Annotated in this window: 14 protein-coding genes; 11 read left to right on the forward strand and 3 right to left on the reverse strand. The window is 56.6% G+C overall.

Features of this window, described 5'->3' with window-relative positions:
- The first annotated feature begins 67 nt into the window (after positions 1 to 67).
- Both glmU and glmS read left to right on the forward strand, forming a co-directional pair.
- The gene (gene glmU, locus ABWV33_RS21645; RefSeq protein ID WP_353333740.1) at positions 68 to 1,417 is read left to right on the forward strand and encodes a bifunctional UDP-N-acetylglucosamine diphosphorylase/glucosamine-1-phosphate N-acetyltransferase GlmU; all 1,350 of its coding nucleotides are present in this window, start codon (positions 68 to 70) and stop codon (positions 1,415 to 1,417) included.
- A 23-nt stretch (positions 1,418 to 1,440) separates the two neighbouring features.
- The gene (gene glmS, locus ABWV33_RS21650) at positions 1,441 to 3,261 is read left to right on the forward strand and encodes a glutamine--fructose-6-phosphate transaminase (isomerizing) (protein ID WP_353333742.1); all 1,821 of its coding nucleotides are present in this window, start codon (positions 1,441 to 1,443) and stop codon (positions 3,259 to 3,261) included.
- A gap of 44 nt (positions 3,262 to 3,305) precedes the next feature.
- Here the strand turns inward: glmS and ABWV33_RS21655 are convergent, their stop codons facing one another.
- Genes ABWV33_RS21655 through ABWV33_RS21665 form a run of 3 tightly spaced genes read right to left on the reverse strand, consistent with a single transcriptional unit; the run spans position 3,306 to position 6,423 of the window.
- Positions 3,306 to 4,424, reverse strand: coding sequence for an AGE family epimerase/isomerase (locus ABWV33_RS21655; protein WP_353333744.1), 1,119 nt, complete (start codon positions 4,422 to 4,424; stop codon positions 3,306 to 3,308).
- Positions 4,421 to 5,221: an alpha-2,3-sialyltransferase gene (locus ABWV33_RS21660; protein ID WP_121998590.1), complete on the reverse strand. Its 801-nt coding sequence runs from the start codon at positions 5,219 to 5,221 to the stop codon at positions 4,421 to 4,423. The genes ABWV33_RS21655 and ABWV33_RS21660 overlap by 4 nt, the downstream gene beginning before the upstream one ends.
- Entirely contained in the window at positions 5,218 to 6,423 is a 1,206-nt protein-coding gene (locus ABWV33_RS21665) for a cytidylyltransferase domain-containing protein (RefSeq protein ID WP_353333746.1), read from the reverse strand. The genes ABWV33_RS21660 and ABWV33_RS21665 overlap by 4 nt, the downstream gene beginning before the upstream one ends.
- A 353-nt stretch (positions 6,424 to 6,776) precedes the next feature.
- Here ABWV33_RS21665 and ABWV33_RS21670 point away from each other — a divergent pair, with 353 nt between their 5' ends.
- The 9 genes from ABWV33_RS21670 to ABWV33_RS21710 all read left to right on the forward strand — a co-directional run bounded on the left by ABWV33_RS21670 (position 6,777) and on the right by ABWV33_RS21710 (position 18,561).
- Positions 6,777 to 7,907 carry a DUF6716 putative glycosyltransferase gene (locus tag ABWV33_RS21670; RefSeq protein WP_215193877.1) on the forward strand — a complete coding sequence of 377 codons (1,131 nt, stop codon included), beginning with the start codon at positions 6,777 to 6,779 and terminating at the stop codon, positions 7,905 to 7,907.
- An 86-nt stretch (positions 7,908 to 7,993) separates the two neighbouring features.
- On the forward strand, positions 7,994 to 8,902 hold the full coding sequence (locus tag ABWV33_RS21675; RefSeq protein ID WP_113825746.1) for an N-acetylneuraminate synthase family protein: 909 nt from the start codon (positions 7,994 to 7,996) through the stop codon (positions 8,900 to 8,902).
- A gap of 233 nt (positions 8,903 to 9,135) precedes the next feature.
- Positions 9,136 to 10,116, forward strand: coding sequence for a PseG/SpsG family protein (locus tag ABWV33_RS21680; RefSeq protein WP_353333749.1), 981 nt, complete (start codon positions 9,136 to 9,138; stop codon positions 10,114 to 10,116).
- Positions 10,113 to 11,249 carry an ATP-grasp domain-containing protein gene (locus tag ABWV33_RS21685; RefSeq protein WP_353333751.1) on the forward strand — a complete coding sequence of 379 codons (1,137 nt, stop codon included), beginning with the start codon at positions 10,113 to 10,115 and terminating at the stop codon, positions 11,247 to 11,249. The genes ABWV33_RS21680 and ABWV33_RS21685 overlap by 4 nt, the downstream gene beginning before the upstream one ends.
- On the forward strand, positions 11,246 to 12,151 hold the full coding sequence (locus ABWV33_RS21690; protein ID WP_353333753.1) for an NAD-dependent epimerase/dehydratase family protein: 906 nt from the start codon (positions 11,246 to 11,248) through the stop codon (positions 12,149 to 12,151). The genes ABWV33_RS21685 and ABWV33_RS21690 overlap by 4 nt, the downstream gene beginning before the upstream one ends.
- 29 nt (positions 12,152 to 12,180) lie before the next feature.
- Entirely contained in the window at positions 12,181 to 13,254 is a 1,074-nt protein-coding gene (pseI, locus tag ABWV33_RS21695; protein WP_164621637.1) for a pseudaminic acid synthase, read from the forward strand.
- 8 nt (positions 13,255 to 13,262) lie between these two features.
- Positions 13,263 to 16,415 (forward strand): hypothetical protein, encoded by a 3,153-nt coding sequence (locus ABWV33_RS21700; protein WP_353333755.1) that lies wholly within the window; start codon positions 13,263 to 13,265, stop codon positions 16,413 to 16,415.
- 5 nt (positions 16,416 to 16,420) lie between these two features.
- Entirely contained in the window at positions 16,421 to 17,758 is a 1,338-nt protein-coding gene (locus tag ABWV33_RS21705) for a DUF4910 domain-containing protein (protein ID WP_113825740.1), read from the forward strand.
- The gene (locus ABWV33_RS21710) at positions 17,758 to 18,561 is read left to right on the forward strand and encodes a formyl transferase (protein WP_113825739.1); all 804 of its coding nucleotides are present in this window, start codon (positions 17,758 to 17,760) and stop codon (positions 18,559 to 18,561) included. The genes ABWV33_RS21705 and ABWV33_RS21710 overlap by 1 nt, the downstream gene beginning before the upstream one ends.
- Positions 18,562 to 18,586: the final 25 nt, after the last annotated feature.

The raw sequence follows: 18,586 nt of genomic DNA on the forward strand, positions 1-18,586 counted from the left end.
TGGCAAAGAAGGGGATTCTGGCTAGGACTGCGACAGGAATGAACCGGCTTATTAAAAGAATATTATTATGACACTTGCCCTTATTATTCTCGCTGCAGGTAAAGGGACGCGGATGCGTTCGGATCTGCCCAAGGTGTTACACCCCATCGCCGGAGCCCCTTTGGTGGTTCATGCTCTTGAAGCCGGAACGCCGCTGTCCCCTAGTCGGCGTGTTGTGGTTGCCGGGCATGGTGCCGATCTGGTTCGTGATCGTGTGCAGGCGCATGATCCGTCAGTCGAAGTCGTTTTGCAGGTTGAGCAGTTGGGCACAGCCCATGCTGTGGATCAGGCCCGAGCGGCGCTTGCGGAGTTCGAGGGCGATGCCATTGTTTTGTACGGTGATACGCCATTCGTGAGCGTCGATACGCTGCGTGCGATGCAAGCGGCGCGGGCTGATGGCGCCGATGTGGTGATGCTGGGGTTTGAAGCTGCAGTGCCGGGTAAGTACGGTCGGTTGGTGGTCGAAAATGACCGGCTGATCAGTATCGTTGAAGCCAAGGATGCCACCCTTGAGCAACTTGAGATTACGCTGTGCAATTCCGGTGTGGTCTGCGCTGACAGCGCCACGTTGTTTGATTTGATTGCACAGGTCGGCAATGACAATGCCAGCGGCGAATACTATCTGACAGACATCGTTTCGATCGCGAATGCTGCGGGCAAGCAGTGTGCTGCTGTGACCTGTGACGAGACCGAGACGTTGGGCGTGAACTCGCGCATCGATCTGGCCGGAGCTGAGGCCGTTTTTCAGGCGCAGCGCCGTCAACAGGCGATGGCCGAAGGAGCCACTTTGGTTGCCCCTGAAACCGTGCAGTTTGCTTATGATACACAGGTCGGGCGCGACGTATTGATCGAACCGAACGTTGTCTTTGGTCCCGGTGTGGTGATCGAAGATGGTGTCACTCTGCGTGCCTTCAGCCATTTCGAAGGCTGCCGCGTAGGGCAGGGCAGTGTTGTTGGGCCCTATGCCCGCCTGCGTCCGGGCAGCGAGCTGGCTGAGAACGTGAAGATTGGTAATTTTGTTGAAACCAAAAAAGTTCAGATCGCGGCGGGCGCCAAGGTCAATCACCTGAGTTATATCGGGGATGCTACAGTGGGTGCCGAGGCAAACATTGGCGCGGGTACAATTACCTGTAATTATGACGGGGTGCTCAAGCATCAGACGATTATTGGTGAAAAAGCCTTTATCGGGTCGAATTCGTCTCTGGTGGCTCCTGTGTCGATCGGGGCCGAAGCTTTGGTCGGTGCGGGCTCCGTGATCGCGGCAGATGTGCCTGAGGGCGCTCTGGCTGTGACCCGGGCCAAACAGGAAAATAAACCGGGTCTTGCCCGGCGGTTGCGGGCGCGGTTGCTGGATATCAAGGCTAAAGCGCTGAAATAAATTTTAATCGGAGTGCATGCATTATGTGTGGAATTGTCGGAGTATTGGGCCATCACCAGGCTGCACCGATCCTAGTTGAGGGGCTGAAGCGTCTCGAATACCGGGGCTATGACAGCGCTGGAATTGCAACTGTTGACGCCGGACGATTGGATCGCCGTCGTGCTTTAGGTAAGTTGATCAATCTGAATGATCTGCTGGTGCATGAGCCGCTGGCGGGCACTTCGGGCATTGGACATACTCGGTGGGCCACCCATGGTGCAGCGACCACGGAAAATGCCCATCCCCACGCTCGTGGCAAGGTAGCCGTGGTGCACAACGGGATCATCGAGAACTTTCGCGAGTTGCGGGCCTTTTTGGCTGACAAACAGATGACCGCCGAAACCGAGACCGATACTGAAACGGTTGCGATGTTGTGTGATTGGTTCCTGAGCCAAGGGAGCACCCCGGAGGAGGCCGCAAAAGCAACGATTGCGCGTCTTGAAGGGGCTTATGCGCTGTGTTTCCTGTTTGACGGTGAAGAAGATCTGATCGTAGCAGCCCGTAAGGGCAGCCCGTTGGCCATTGGCTGGGGGGAAGGTGAGATGTTCGTGGGCTCAGATGCTTTGGCACTTGCGCCGATGACCGATCAGATCACCTATCTGGAAGAGGGCGACATTGCCATTGTCACGCGCGCGGGGGCCAGCTTTCTTGATGAGGCGCAGCAACCGGTCGAGCGGGTCTGTAAAACCGTCAATGTGGATGCTTCTGCGGCTGACAAAGGTGGATACCGCCACTTTATGGCCAAGGAAATTGCTGAACAGTCCACGGTGCTGGGCGCAGCAGTAAAATATTACCTGAGCAATCGCGAAGGCCAGCATACGCTGGAGACCGGATTGGATTTCAGTGGGATCGACCGGGTGGTTATGGTGGCATGTGGCACGGCATCACTGGCGTGCTTTACAGCCAAATACTGGTTCGAACAGATCGCCAAATTGCCCGTCGAAGTCGATATCGCCTCTGAGTTCCGTTACCGTGAGCCCCCGGTTTCAGATCGCACGCTGGCCTTGTTTGTGAGTCAGTCAGGTGAAACCGCCGATACGTTGGCGGCGCTGCGCTATTGCGCAGGTAAGGTGGGCAAGATCGTTTCGATCGTGAACGTTGCCGAAAGCTCGATTGCGCGTGAAAGCGATGTTGTGCTGCCAATTCTGGCAGGGCCTGAAATCGGGGTGGCCTCGACCAAGGCCTTTACTTGCCAGCTGATGGTTCTGGCGGCGTTGGCTTTGCAGGCCGCACGCCAGCGCGAGGTGCTGGATGGGGCCGCTTTGGCGGAACATGTTGATCAGCTGATGCGGGTGCCGGGACAGGTGGCGGATGCGATGACCTGTGAGCCGCAGGTGCAGGCCATCAGTGCGCAGCTGGCCCAGTACAAGGATGCGATCTTTCTGGGGCGGGGGGCGATGTACCCACTGGCACTGGAGGGGGCGCTCAAGCTCAAGGAAATTAGCTATATCCACGCCGAAGGCTATGCCAGCGGCGAACTGAAACATGGCCCGATCGCGTTGATCGACAAAGATATGCCAGTGGTCGTGTTAACGCCTGCTGACAACATGTTCGACAAGACTGTATCGAATATGGAAGAGGTCAGAGCACGCGGTGGCAAGATCGTGATGGTCAGCGATGCGGCAGGCATCAACAAGGCTGGAGACGGCAGTTGGCAGACCGTGGCCATGCCGCGGGTAGATGGCCCCTTTGCACCAATCGTTTATGCGGTGGCGGTGCAACTGTTAGCCTATCACACTGCGGTGGAGAAAGGCACGGATGTGGACCAACCGCGTAATCTGGCGAAATCAGTGACCGTCGAATAACGCAAAAGATCTGCGTTGCATCAGTAACGCGACGGGTTTGTGTTTTAAGAAGAGAGGACGGCGGGGGAGACCGCGCCGTCTTGCAACATCATCAAAACCGCGCTTAGCACATGATATAAGCTTGAGGCGGGCATGGTGTCCGAGAGCAAGTTACCGTCCCGGTCGCGGCAGTCATACCATCCGCCGGGCACATCCGTTTCCATATATTGTTGCCACATCACGGCGAGGATCTGCTCGGGGGCAGCCGCGTTATCGCCCCGGATACCTCGTCGCCGCATCACCAACGCCGCCTTGAGCAATTCGGTTTGTGGCCAGAGCCGCCGCGTTCGGCAGGTGGGGTCCAATCTGTCAGGCAACAGACCAAAGCCATCACGTGCAGCCAATACGGTGGAAAAGAGCGACTGCAAATCCACGCCTGAGGCGCGCCCGGTTACAGTCTCGTAGTGGTCAATCAGATAAATCCATTCGGCCATATGCCCGGGTTCGGTCGTCTGTATGGTGGTGTCCAACGGGATCCATTTGACATCGAAGAATTCGAGCACCCGGCCGCCGGGCTGCTGAAACTTGTCCCGAAACAGGGACAGGCAGGTCTCGGCAATGTCGCGATAGCGGGGCGTCCCAGTGGCCGCAAAAAGCGCGGTGGTCGCCTCGAACAGGTGCATATGCGCATTCTGGCCGCGTGGCAGGCTATGGGCGGCATCTGCGTGCCATCCGCGTTGGGCCTGCAGGCGGTCAAGTGCGTCATCAAGCGGGGCAAGATCAACGTGATCCGCATGACCGGCCTCGATCAGGGCAGCAGCAGCAAGCAGTAGAAAAGCCAAGTCATAAAGCGCATGAGGGGCTTGTAGGATTGTTAAATCCGGGGCCAGCAATGCCGCGAGATGACCGCTGTCGGGATCAAAGCCCCGGGTCATGGCAAAGTGAAACAGCTGTACCGCACGGGCTTGCAATACAGGGTCCTCGGTGCGGGCGAAACAATAGGCTTGCCGCAATTGCACCCGCAGGCGCCGAGGGAGGGCAGTGCAGGGTTGACCCGAGTGATCCAGCGCCTCCCAGACGGTGCTGGTGGCGGTATCGACGCCCGTCCCGGACCAGAGTGGCAGGGCGTGGTGATGCAGCCAGTGGTGCAGATCTGTATGCGAGAGGGCGAAGGGAGGTGTCACTGGGGGCGGTCTTTGCCGAGTTGCCGCCGCCAAGCGCTGGCCCGGCGTAGCAGTTTGAGCCAGGCGATGGGATAGATCCCGGCGCGTGCAACCCAATCCGTTGGCGGGGTACGCGGTGTTTGCACAACGGGATCACCCGGGCGCAGGGGGGCGCAGGGCATCAACGTGTCCAGCAGTGACCCTTCTGCGATGCAGGACAGCTCGACATCGCCGCGGCGGAGGAGGGCCTCCAGAATAGCAAGGTCCAAGGCGGGATCATGTAGATGGTGATCCATGCCACGGGTATTCAGATCCTGCCCCATCAGATCTTTGTAGTGGCGACCCGGCTCAAACGGATAGCGCTGTGCACCATTGTAAAAGTCGATCCCAGCTAGAATGATGCGTTCGGCTCCCATCGCGTGCGCCATTAACACCGCATAAAGGCCAGTGGTTGGCTTGCGGTCGTGGTGGGCCATCAGGGTGGCGACCTCGGTCTCGATGGCTGCATCGCGATAGCGCATGGGTTGATAGAGCGGGCCAAATCGGCGCTGTCCTGCGCGAATGACCTTTGGGTTGTGGCTGGTCCAAGCCCGCAAATCGTAATCCGCGCGGATGCGCCAGAGGGTTTCAAACATGAAAGGTGCGATCCGAGGGTCGCCCCCCATGAAGGCCATGTCGACCCGTTTCCCCAGATAGGCTAGCGGTTCAAAAAAGAAGTTGTTGGTGCGTATGATCTGGTCGCTGGTTAACACCTGCCCTGAGCGCACACGCGTCAGTGAGAGGCCACTGCCTGCAACCACATAAGTCTTGGAGGTCATTGCGGCTTGACCGTATGCGCCAGAAGGGCATCGCTCATGGCGCGCAGGGCGCCGTGGCCACCGGGGTGGGGCAGGATCCAATCAGCTATGCCGAGAATGTCCGGATGGGAATCCGACGGACAGGCCGCCAATCCGGCGCGGGCCATCGCGGCCCGGTCGTTGATGTCGTTGCCCACATAGAGCAGTTGTTTCCAGTCGAGTCCGCGTTCTGCCAGCCAGGGACCAAGGGCCGCCACCTTGTCATCGATGGCATGATGCACTTCGATCCCAAGTTTGTCGGCGCGCCGTAGCACCACTGGATTGCGTTCTTTGGACAGGATCATCAGGTGCCAGCGTCCAGCCTGCCGGAGCAGGGATAGGCCCATGCCATCGCCCCGCGAGGTGCGGACGCTTTCGATTCCGTTCTGGTCCGTGGTTACCAGATTGTCCGTATGAACCCCGTCGAAATCCATCACGACTGCGCGGATCTCAGACAGGTGTTCTGGCAGGAGAGACATGCTGGAGGCTGTGGCCTGGGCAATATGATTGCACAATGCCAGATCGTGCACCGAGTCGATTTCAATCGGCGGATGCAGGACGGGACACAGAGCAACTTTGCCACAAAACCGGGTGCCCGTGCGTTCAAAGGCGGCAGCATCCACTGTGTAGATGGCCCCGCTTTCGCGAAAGGCGGGTGGCAGGTCCTGACGACGTTGGCGGGGGGCGGTTTCATCATGGTTGATGCCAACGCCAGACCCGTCGGTGTCGGGGCGCCAAAGGAACGAATGGTCTTCGATGACAGAGAGGGCACAATCGGCGTGCTGGTCCCGCATCGCGCTGAGGCAGGATTCAATATCGGCACCGGTGGTAAAGGGCGAGGTGCATTGCAAGAACACCAGTTGGCTGAGCCCTGGCAGATCGGCGCGAATCTGCCCTAGGCTGTGCAACCAACCGGCTTCAGAGCTGGCGGTATCATCAGCCAGCTCTGCTGGGCGGTCAACGATACGGGCGCCATGCAGACGGGATTCGGCGGCGATGGCGGCGTCATCGGTTGAGACGTAAACCTCTGCCACAGAGGGGGCAGCGCGCGCGGCGCGCACTGCGCGGCCGATCAATGAGATACCACCGATTGGGCGCAGATTCTTGCCGGGAACACCTTTGGACCCACCACGGGCAAGGATCACACAGGCGGTTGTCGTAGGGTCACATGTGGTGCTGGTCATTTCGGTGCCTGTGGTTTTGTATGTGCTGTACTGCAGACATGCGGATAGGGCACGCCACGGACCCGCCAGCCTAGGTTACCTTTACAAAGCACAGGGTGCTGTGTAAATCCTCCTCAGGTTTCAGATTTGCCGGTTTCATAAATGCTTTCACAGCTAAAGAAAACGTCTCTGGGCAGGGCTTTATGGCGTCTGTTGCGGGGGATCAAACGTCAGGGAAAACGATTGATCCGGCTGGCTGCTCCGCTCTATGAATGGATCCCGTCACCGGCGCATTTGCGCGCTGCGAACCGACATCACAATAAACAACAACAGCGCATTCTTGCCGCCTTTGAAGCCGGAGATCACACAGGCTCATGACCCGGCCCCGCCGTATTTTGATTTTGTTTGGCGACGATTCCACGTTGTTCTTTGCCACCCGTATGCGGGCGCTGTTGCAGGCCGCTGACTCAACCGCCAAAGTCGTATTGGGCTGTTTCAAGGACGAGATGGCCCTGTCGCCGCGTCAGTTGGACCTGCACATCCCCAAAGGTGATTATCAGCTGCTGGATTTGCCAGAGCTGAACCGTGCGGCGTGTTCCGCGGATCTGGATGCGATCATCGTTTGCAAGGTGCCGCGGGCATTGACCCTGTTGTTGCAGGACCCGGCCTATCGCGACCTAGCGCATCGCCCCCGGATCATGGCCTTTCTTCCGGGGCTGGATTTTTTCCCGGATCGGGGCATGCGCAACCGGCTGTATTGCGACAGCGTTTATTTGTTTCCCGAGAGTTTCGTGCCCCGGTTCAAGGCGTTGCAGGCTGAGCAATTGCCAGCGCAGGATATGGGTGGTTCGGTCAAGGTCCGGCACGTGGGGTTCGGACATCCCGCTTGCCTACGCCCTGAACATGATATTCCGCAAACCCTGCCCGAGGGAGACATCTATTTCTTTGGTCAGGCCCTATCGCCGCTGACCCGCCGCGGGCGTGTGCACCTGTTGCAGGTGATGGCAGCGATTGCGCGTAAGAACCCGGATCGGACGGTGTGGATCAAGCTGCGCCATCTGCCTGAGGAAAATGCCACTCACGTGCACCGGGAGCGGTTCAGTTATCCGTCTTTGATGTCAGCTATTGCGGCTCCGGATAATCTGCGGCTGACGGCCTGTGATATGGATACGGCGCTGGCGCAGGCTGCGTTGGGGATTGTGTGTACTTCAACGGCGGCGATGGATCTGATCCGGGCTGGCGTGCCGACGATGGTGCATCTGGATTACGTGGATAATTACGTTGACACGCTGGTGCCACCGATGCGGGATTTGTTTGCTGATAGCAATCTGATCGTCTCGCTCGAGGATCTGCTGCATCTGCGCTATCGGGCCCCGAACCGAATCTGGGTCGAGAGCATGTTCTGTGACCATGATTTAGGTCTGCGCGTTCTGGATGATATTTTCGGCGAAGACGCGCCTTTGGCAGGCTCTGAACTGACCGAGGTTGCCCGGCGGAGTGTTTGACCTTGTAGGGTGTTCAAGTTAGGTCCTATGCAAATAGAATAAGGATGTGGACGGGCATCCTTTAAAATGAATTTTGGGAATTGAATATGGCGTTAGACAAGACACCGGTACAGGTTATTGCCGAAATCGGATGCAATCATAAGGGCGATATGGATATCGCCAAGGACCTGATCCGCGTTGCAGCCACCGTGTGCGGGGCGCATGTGGCCAAGTTCCAGAAACGGCACAACCGCGAATTGCTGTCCCCGGTGGAATATGACACGCCGCATCCGGTGCCTTCGAATGCTTATGGCGATACCTATGGGGCGCACCGCGATTTCCTGGAGATGGACGTTGATCAGCACAAAGAGCTGATCGACACCTGTAAAGAGTATGGCATCGCCTATTCTACCAGCGTCTGGGATCTGACCTCGGCGCGAGAAATGACTACGCTGAACCCACCGATGCTTAAGATCCCGTCGGCCACCAACTTGCATTATGATCTGCAGAATTACCTGTGTGAAAATTTCGCAGGCGAGATCCACGTCTCAACCGGCATGTCGACCGGGGATGAAATTGCCAAGCTGGTTCAATTTTATGCGGACCGTGGCCGGGCCCAGGATCTGGTCGTTTACAGCTGCACATCGGGGTATCCGGTGGCTTTTGAGGACATTTGCCTGTTCGAAATTCGCACCCTGATGGAGAAATTTGGCACCACTGTGAAGGGCATCGGTTTTTCAGGTCACCACCTGGGGATTGCAGCAGATGTTGCCGCGTTGGCAATCGGGCGTAGTCTGGAATCCGAAGGCAAGGGCCGGTTCAGCCATATCGAACGCCACTTTACTTTGGACCGCACCTGGAAGGGTACGGATCACGCCGCCAGCTTGGAACCAGATGGATTGCGTCGTCTGTGTCGGGATGTGCGTAATGTGGATCAGGCGCTGGCTTATAAGGGGCAGGACATCCTGCCAGTGGAACAGGTACAGCGCGACAAATTGAAATGGGGTCTGTCCTGATCGGGTAATGAACTGGGTTCGGTGGGGGACAATTTGTTTGCAAACCCACCGAAATGGACATACGGAAAGACCTACGTTTGAAGTCTAAATTTATAAGTAATTATAAGAGCTATGTTTGATCTGCCGCAGTCTGTGCTGATCCCGGAAAGCGGGGCGGCATGACGTATAGAATAGTGTTTCGATGTGCCGTCTCCGCGACGGTGGGTATCGGTCATCTCATGCGATGTCGCGAAATGGCACGATATCTGCAGGGACTGGGAGGCGAGAGTGTTTTGCTCGGCCCGCCTGATAGTCTACGCACCGAAGCTGACGAAAGCCTGTTTGCCGATTGGATCGAAGTGCCCGAACGGGGCAGTTCCGCCGAAGATGCGGCGCGTCTGGTGGCGCTGTGCCGGAAATATGACACACCTTACGCAGTGATGGACGACTATCGCGGTGACCCCGAGTACCAGCAAATTTTGCGGAATGCGGGTTTGCGTTGGTTACAGCAATTCGATGCCAGTAAACCTTGGGAATTTCAGCCCGATTTGCTGGTCAATGCCAGCCCTTATGAACGTCGCGAGCAATATTTGCCTTGGCTGAAGGACCCGGCGCAGACCCGGACCTTGTTCGGTCCGCAGTATGCGGTTCTGCGCCCCGCTTTTGCCGGTCTCACGGCACGGGCTGACGGGCGCCCTGTGCAACGGATTTTGGCGGCCTTTGGCGGCGGAGATGATCGTGGTGCTATTGCCACCACGATCGAAGCTCTGGCTGGCCGTTTGGGGCCGGATGTGACCTTGGTGATCGTTTCTGGGGCGGGCAATCCACGCCGCGAGGCCGTGGCCGCGAAGGTGGCCGCGTTGCCTGCGGGGCAGGTCGAATTCCACGTGAACCCACCTGATATGATCCAGTTGATGCGCGACTGCGATCTGGCTGTGATCGGTGGGGGCACGATGAGTTACGAGGCCGCGATCTGTGGGTTGCCAATCGTCTTTATGGGGCTGGCCCCCAATCAGGAACGGCCTTGTCAGGGATGGCAGGATCTGACTGAAGCCCGCTATCTGGGTCAGGTTGGAACGGTTACGGTGTCAGAACTGTATGAAACCGTGGCAAATTTGGTGAGCGATGACACCGCGCGGACTGAGATGGCCGCCAAGGGGCGTCAGTTGGTGGACGGACAGGGAACCAGACGATTGGTCGAGGCCCTGCTGGAACGGGAAAGAGAAGACGCATGAGCACACAGAAAAAGATCATGGTGTTGGGCACCAATGCGGGACAGGCTGATTTGATCCGTCACATGAAGGATCGCGGCTGGTTCGTCATTGGGGTATCCCCGATCAAGGGTGAATCCGGTCAGGCCTTCTGCGATGTGGTCGAAGAGATCAACATTGTTGATCTGGATGCGCTGGAAGAGGCCGCGCGCCGCCACGAGGTGGATCTGGTTTATTCGATCTCGTCTGATATCGCGATGACCTCGGTTGTGGCGCTGGCCGAACGTCTTGGCTTGCCGCACTTCTATGACAGTGAGTTCGTCGCACTTTTGGATAATAAAGCCGCGTTCCGAGCATTCCTGAAAGAGCATGACCTGAGCCCGGTGCCGTTTATCGAGGTAACCGAACCGGCGGGGGCCGCGCATTGGGATCATTTTCCCTGCATGGTTAAGCCCACCGATGCGCAGGGACAGCGTGGTGTGGTGCGCATTGATCGCGCCGAAGATCTGAATGCGGCGATCACGCAGGCCGTCAGCCTGTCGCGCAGCAAGCGGGCTATTGTCGAAGGCTTCCTGGATGGGGTTGAAATCTCGTGCAACGTGATGGTCAGCGACGGTGAAGTTCGGATGAAAGTACTGTCCGAACGGCTGGTGCATGGACCTCATGCATTGGGTGTCCCCCGCGGGCATCTGGTGCCGTGCAAGGACGTCAGCGAAGAAAATCAGCGCGCGGCGTTGGATCTGGTGGATGGTATCATCGCCGCAATGGGAACCCGTGATGGGGTGTTGTATTGCCAGATGATTGTAACCCCCGAAGGCCCGCGTGTGGTCGAGATCGCTCCGCGTTTGGACGGCTGCCACATGTGGCGCTTGATCCGGGCCGCCGAAAATGTGGACCTGATTGGCATGGCGATGGATTGCCTGACCGGTGAAGGCAGCCCTGAGACCCTTCCCAATGGCGGTGAAGGGGACCGGCATGGCCGTGACATGGAACTGATGTTCCAGCAAATGGCGCCGGGGGATCCCTTTGATCAGGCCAGATTCCCGGAACCCGAAGGGTCCCTTTATCATGAGTACCGGTACGAGGACGGAGACGATATTCGTCCGATCAATGGGACGCTTGAAGTGGTTGGATACTATGTGCGGGTGACGCCATGAGTGGTACGGTGACATCCGGTCTGGTGGCGGTCACTGGCGCGTCGGGTTTCATCGGACGCTATCTTTGTGCTGATCTGGAGACGGCTGGCTATCGGGTACGCCGTCTGGGGCGCAGCGCGCCCGAAATGGCAGAGGACCGCCAAACCGATTATAGCCGCGATAGCCTGACAGCAGCGCTGGAGGGGGTAGATGCGGTGATCCATCTGGCGGGCCGCCGTATGACCCGCGAAGACGCGCCAATGGATTTGGCTCCGTTCTGGGAGCCAAATGTGGCCGTGATCGGTGATTTGGTGGCCGCAGCACAGGCCAATGGAGTGAGCAAGATTGTGTTGGCATCGACCATCGCAGTTTATTCTGCAGGCAGCGGTCTGCCCTATCGGGAAAGCGCGCCGACTCGACCTATTAATGCCTATGCGCTGTCGAAACTGATGGCCGAGCAGCATTTGGAAATGCAGACTCGCGCAAAAGGACCTGCGGCGGTATCGTTACGCCTGGCTGCGGTTTATGGGCATGGCGAAAAGGGCACTCCGGCGCTGATGAAATTCATCGGTCTGGCAAATGCTGGGGAAACCATCGTGTTGACGGGGAATGCCGATTATCGCATCGACCAACTCTATGTACGCGACGCAACCTCGGCGTTTTTGGCTGCCCTGCGTGGTGTGGCGACCGGGGTTTACAACATCGGCGGCGGTCGGGCGGTTCCTGTTGGTGAAATTGCTGAAACCGTGAATGATGTTTTCGGGAATGTGGGGAACATCCGTTATGATACGGATAGCGATGCCCCGATGCCAAAGAACGCAATGGCTCTGGATGAGGCACAACACAATCTTGACTGGGAGCCGGCCTATGATTTGCGTGCCGGGTTGGCGGATTTCCGGCAAGCCCAGGAAAATGCAGGCTAAGCTCCGTGACGAGATAAAGGACAAGACAGATGCTGACTCTCAGAGAAGAACTGAGTAAGACCCACGGGATCGCTAACGATGGCACTCCCTTCATTATCGCCGAGATGTCGGGCAACCACAATCAGTCGCTGGACCGGGCGCTGGCCATTGTTGATGCGGCGGCGGCAACGGGAGCGGATGCGCTCAAAATTCAGACGTTTACCGCAGATAGTATGACGCTGGATTTGTCCGAGGGCGAATTTACCATCACTGATCCCAAATCGCTTTGGGTTGGGCGCACGCTCTATAGTCTCTATCAAGAGGCTAAAACCCCGGCGGAATGGCACAAGCCGATCTTTGATCGGGCTAAGGAAAAAGGCATTCTGGCCTTTTCGACCCCGTTTTCCGAGGATGCGGTCGAGTTGCTCGAAAGCCTAGACGTACCCGCCTATAAGATCGCTTCCTTTGAGGCGATTGATTTGCCACTTGTCCGTTGCGTCGCAGAGACGGGCAAACCGATGATCATTTCTACGGGTATGGCAACGCCAGTGGAAATCGGCGAAGCGGTTGAGACTGCGCTATCTGCCGGGTGTACTAATCTGACATTGCTAAAGTGCACCTCTTCTTATCCAGCAAGCCCTGAGAATACCAATCTGGTGACCATGCCACTGCTGGGACAGACTTGGGGGGTGAATTACGGGCTGTCGGATCACACGATGGGCACCGGTGTGTCGGTTGCCGCGACTGCGCTGGGGGCCAGCGTGATCGAGAAACACTTTATTATCGACCGATCCGAAGGGGGCGTGGACAGCGCCTTTTCATTGGAGCCAGATGAATTCACTGCGTTGATGGTCGAAACTGAGCGCGCCGCGCAGGCGATGGGCAAGGTCTGGTGGGGTGGTACCGCGTCAGAGCAGGCCGGGCGCAAGAAACGTCGCTCGCTTTATATTGCACAGGATCTGAAGGCTGGGGATGTTCTGACACCCGAGAATCTACGCCGGATCCGTCCGGGTCTGGGTTTGGCACCGCGCCATTATGACGTGCTGATCGGGCGTCAGGTCGGACGTGATGTGGCACGGGGTACCCCGATGAGTTGGGACCTGCTCGACCAAGAACAGAATTGAGAAACCTCATGATCCGCAAACGTTTATATCGCTTGAAAACGGTGTTGCTCCGAAAGCTTCAATATGGCGGCCCTTTGCGCCTGAGCAAGCTGTTGATCCGGTACAAGCAATATAAGCTGGCGGGTTATGTGCTTTATCTGCCTGGGCGGTATAATAAAAATTGCCTGCGCACCCTTAAGTTAAAAAAGGCTGCGTATGAAGGGCAGGGCGATTTCGCCCGGGCTTCGGAATATCAGGCACGTCGGTTGCGCCTACTTATGGCGGAGCCGATTAAGGACAAGAACTACGACGCTCTGCTTGCTCTCATGGCCGAGATGGAGCGGACGACACGTGCTGCTCCGTTCAAGGCGGGGCAGCTGATTGCTCGACAGATGGTGTCAGATCCTGGGCGCAGGCGGGTTCTGGGAGCGGCTCTCAGGACGCAGAAAAATTTCAAGGACAGTGCGTACCTCATCCATATCATTACACTGTGCCGTGCAATGAAGGGGGCGTATCGTCCTGCTGCCCGGATGGCCGTGAAAGAATTGGCCAATCCACATGATGCGCCCGAAATACTACAAGCTCGTCGCAATAAGATCCTGCAAGAGAGCTGGCGAGTGGTGGACTTGATTGCCCGAGAATCTATGGATTGGGCAAATGAGAGTGGCGATTACGACAGCTTTCTGGCCGAAGCCGTTGGTAAGAAAAAGCCTGCGAAAGGGGGGGACGTCCCCACCGAAGATGGGGTTTCACGGATGCAGTCCTTTAAGGAGCTGGCCCTGCAAGGCCGGTTGCGGGACAAGTACCTGACAATCTGCGATGAGGAGTTCACCGAGGCGACTACGTTGCGGGCCAAGATCAAAGCCGCGCAAGACATGGTGCGTGCCAGCGTCCGGCATGTGCCGGATTATAGCAGCTCTTATGAGTTGGCCCGCACGCGTCTGACCGGAATAAGCGTTGAGCTAGAGACGCTCTTTGATGACACCATCTCACGTAGCGCACAGCAGAACACCGAAATGGTTTTGGGTCTATGCGATTATTTGTTGCTGGCACGTCGCCTAGGGATGGAGAATGAGAAAGCTAAGATCCTGCAGCGCATGGAAGCGTTGTCGGAACAGCCTGATATGCTTGCCGTATTATGGCCAGTGCCCGCGATGATTGCCCGCGATGTGTCTCAGGCGAAGCTGGCTGGGCGTATCATGGCACGCCTCGAGGTGAGTAAACCTAAGATCAATCGCGATATGCAGAACTATTTCCGCTGGGCTATGATCACGCGCGAATATGAACAGGCAAATGCCTTTTATAAGGTGCTGCCCAAGAACCTGCATCGGCGCAGTGGCTTGCTGTATTACGCCAATATTTTGCAACGTCAGGGGCGTTTCAAAGAGGCGCTGGATTTGGTTAAGGATGTTTATGGCCAGCTGTTGAGCAACCCCAGCACGGTCAACGCTTATTCCAGCCACAGCCTGATCAAACGTGTGGGCGAGCTGCTATTCCTGATCGAGACTGCGAAGCAATTCCAGGCGGTGCCGCAGCCGCAGAACCCCAAAGGGGTGATCTTGATTACGCCGCGCAATATCGACCAACTGCGACGCAATCCGCTGATGGTCCTAGTCGAGCTTAAGCGCAAGGGCTGGGCCGTGGTGCCTATTGTTGAAGGGTTCTTGCCTAAAGAGTTGACCGGCATCGAGGAAATCGATGTCATGAACGGAGCCATCAATCCTAATATTTGCCTCAGTGACGATGCCATTGAGGCTATGCCGGAGATTGAAGATTTTGTGTTCGAGCCGGAGAATGCGACTCTGCGTTGGGGTCCGATCGATCTGGGGCATTCGCTGTGGGAAGATGCAGCGATCAACCGGCGTCGCTATACGATCCACTGGCAATGCCCGGAGTTGCAGAACTATTTGGGCGGGTTGGCTGATTGGACCCGGGCCGAGGGGCGAGTGTTGCAATATGCGCGCCAAAAGAATGCTGAGCTGAATTTGCCAACGGGTTGTATCTCATTGTTCAGCTACCGCCTGCCGGATTCCCTGTTGCGGTTCTTTTGTGAAGAACACGGCGACCCTGAGCAATTCTTTTGTTTACAGGCGGCTAATGGTTACCAGAATTATTTCACCAACTTTTCGACCAATGTCTCGCAACGGTTTGTGCTTCGAAATGTGACAAAGCATCCCGAGGTACGATCTGGCAGTTTTCCGATTCCAGAGTATTTCGAGAACTATTATGAACGCCGAAAGCCACATATCTCGGAGATCATGGAGCGGTTCATTGGAGTGACTAAGGTCAAACGTTCGACCGAAGGCACATCAGGGCGTCCCCCTGAAGCAGAAGCACTCGATGCACGGATCCGGGCTTGGCAGGCCAAAGGTGGTAAGATTGCTTGTGCCTTTGGCAAGGTGGTCTGCGACAGTGGGGTGCCGTATGATGGCGGTCCGGCGCATCAATCGATGAAAGACTGGTTGAACCATTGTATTCGCGCGGTGCAGGGCAGCAATACGTTGTTGCTGATCAAGCCGCATCCGCATGAGTTGAACAATCAGATTGCTACCTTTCCGACTGAATATTTCCGCGAGTTGATTGAAGAACCGTTGGGAGAGAATGCAATTTTCATGGGTCACCGTTGGTTTGACATGCATGATATGCAGGACCGGATGGATATGGGGCTGGTTTACAATGGGACCACCGCCATCGAGTTAGGAATCATGGGGATCCCTTGTGTTCTAGCCAGCCATTTTGCTCCGATTGACTATCCGATCGGTCATGCTGCACCCAAGGATAGGGCGGACTTTGAGGCTTATGTGCGGTTTGAAAAACCGCTTCAGGTTGCAACTGATCTGCGCGAACGGGCTGCGGTCTGGCTGGACTACATGGCAAACGAAGATTTTACGCAGGCTTATAGGTTCCATACGCGCCCTGTGACTAACAAGGTACTCTATCCGCCTTATTGGTTTTCTGATGATGTCCAGAAACATGTGGAGGCTCCGGATGCGGCAGTCGTTGAGCTTGCCGGGCGGGCGCTTGGCGAACGCTTTGAGCCGGGATTCCCTGTCGTGCAGAAGGTCGAATCTAAACCCCATATCCATATCCCGGGGGCTGCTGCGCCCTCTCCTTTGGAAACCGAGACCGCATCGCGCGGTTCCGACACCACCATTCTCGCCAAAACACATATAAGGCATTGATAAATATGACCTCTGATCTGTCGACCCTTTTCGACCGTCTTTTCCCGCTATGCCGCAGTATCACCGGTCCTGGTCTGCGAGAGAGCCTGGCTATTTTTGCCGAACATATGCCATTGGAAATCCATGGTGTTGCCAGCGGCACAAAAGTGCTGGACTGGACTGTGCCGCAAGAATGGTCAGTCCAATCAGCGCGTTTGCTGGGACCAGATGGGGCCGTCATCTGTGATTTTGCGGATCATAACCTGCACCTCGTGAACTATTCCCAACCTTATCAGGGAAAGATGCAGTTGGAGGAGCTGCAGAAGCACCTGCATTCGCTGCCGCACCTGCCTGACGCCATTCCCTATGTGACCAGTTATTATAACCCTCTCTGGGGATTCTGCCTGCCGCATCGCCAGCGCATGGCGCTGGAGGATGGGGAATACACGATCGATATCCAGACGACGTTCACAGATGGCGAAGTCAATTTCGCCACGTGTGATTTGCCTGGAGAGAGTGATGAAATCGTATTGATCTCATCCTATCTGTGCCACCCGAGCATGGCCAACAATGAGCTGTCTGGGCCTCTGGGTCTGTTGCGGATGTATGAGCACCTTCGGGATTTGCCACGTCGACACTTTACCTATCGCTTCCTGCTCTGCCCTGAAACGTTGGGATCTATTGCTTATCTTTCCCGGTTTGGGGACGAGGTTAAGGATAAGATCCGTGGCGGCATGGTGTTGACCTGTTTGGGTGGGCATCGCGAGTCGCTTAGTTTCAAGCTGTCGCGCCAAGATTGGCTAGATGCTCCCAGTCCCATCGACAATCTGGCGAGGAAGTTCGCCGATTTGTACCCAGATCGCTTCGATCTGCGGCCCTTTACTCCCACTTCAGGATCAGATGAACGTCAATTCTGCTCGCCTGGGTTCAATTTCCCGATCATTCAGGCGGCTAGAACCGTTTACGGGCAGTTCGTGGAGTATCACACCTCTGGAGACGACAAGCGTTTTATGAGGATCGAGCAGGTGGAGCGGGCCGCGGATGTGTTGGCAGAATTCATGCAGGTGTTTGATTATGAAGGTCAAAATTTGCGCAATACCCAACCGTTTGGTGAACCACAGTTGGGCCGGCGGGGGCTGTATCCAACCATGAATTCTCCGATGAACCGGGGTAATTCCAGCGATAACGCGGTGGACCAGCGTCAGACTCTGAACCGATTGTTGATGTTTCTGTCACTGGCGGACGGTCAGCGTGGGCTAAACCAGATTGCAGACAAAATCGGCTGTGGTCCGGATGCTCTGTTGCCTATTCTCGCTGAGCTGCAGAAACAGAATATTATTGTAACCGAAAAGATAGGTGACTGATGTCCTTGATCGTTATTACGGGGGACCACCCCCGTCACAAATACTTGGCCAACCAACTGGCCGAAGCGGGATTGCTGAGTGGTTGGGTTATTGAGCGCCGTAAACCCTTCATGCCTGAAGCTCCTGCCGGGTTGGGAGATGATCTTACGCGTTTGTTCAATCTGCACTTCAAGCGCCGTGAAGAGGCAGAAGAGCGGTTCTTTGGCACGCCATCCGTGCCCAAGGATTTGCGGGTTCTGGATGTCACCCCTGAGACTCTGAACGATGTGGCAACGCGTGACTTTATTCGTGCGGGGAATCCAAATCTGGTACTGTCTTATGGATGCCACAAGCTGACAGATCAGCTGATTGCCGAAGCAGGGTGTACTTTCTGGAACACCCATGGCGGGTTCTCACCGCAGTATCGCGGCGTGACGACGCATTTCTGGCCCAGCTATATGTTGGAACCCCAGATGACGGGTGTGACCATGCACGAAACCACCTCGCATATTGATGGTGGGGCAGTTATTCACCAGAATGCGGCACTGGAATTGCATGCTGAGGACGGTCTGCACGATCTGGCGGCCCGGACAGTGAAAGCCTATGCCGATGAAATTCCGGCTCTGCTGGGCAAGGCGCTACAGGGTGATCTGCCAGCCGGGCAGCCGCAGAAGACTTCGGGAAAAATTTGGATTGGTTCGGATTGGCGCCCTGAGCATTTGCGCCTGATCTATGACACCTATGAAGACCGGATTTCAGCAGCAGCATTGCGTGGAGAGATCGAAGGGCGAGTGCCGACCTGCGTCAGCCTGCTCAAGGGATAAAATACGCATCCCGCGCGGCTGGTTA

Origin of the sequence: Phaeobacter sp. NW0010-22 (genome assembly GCF_040365955.1) — a bacterium.
GTDB lineage: Bacteria > Pseudomonadota > Alphaproteobacteria > Rhodobacterales > Rhodobacteraceae > OMPR01.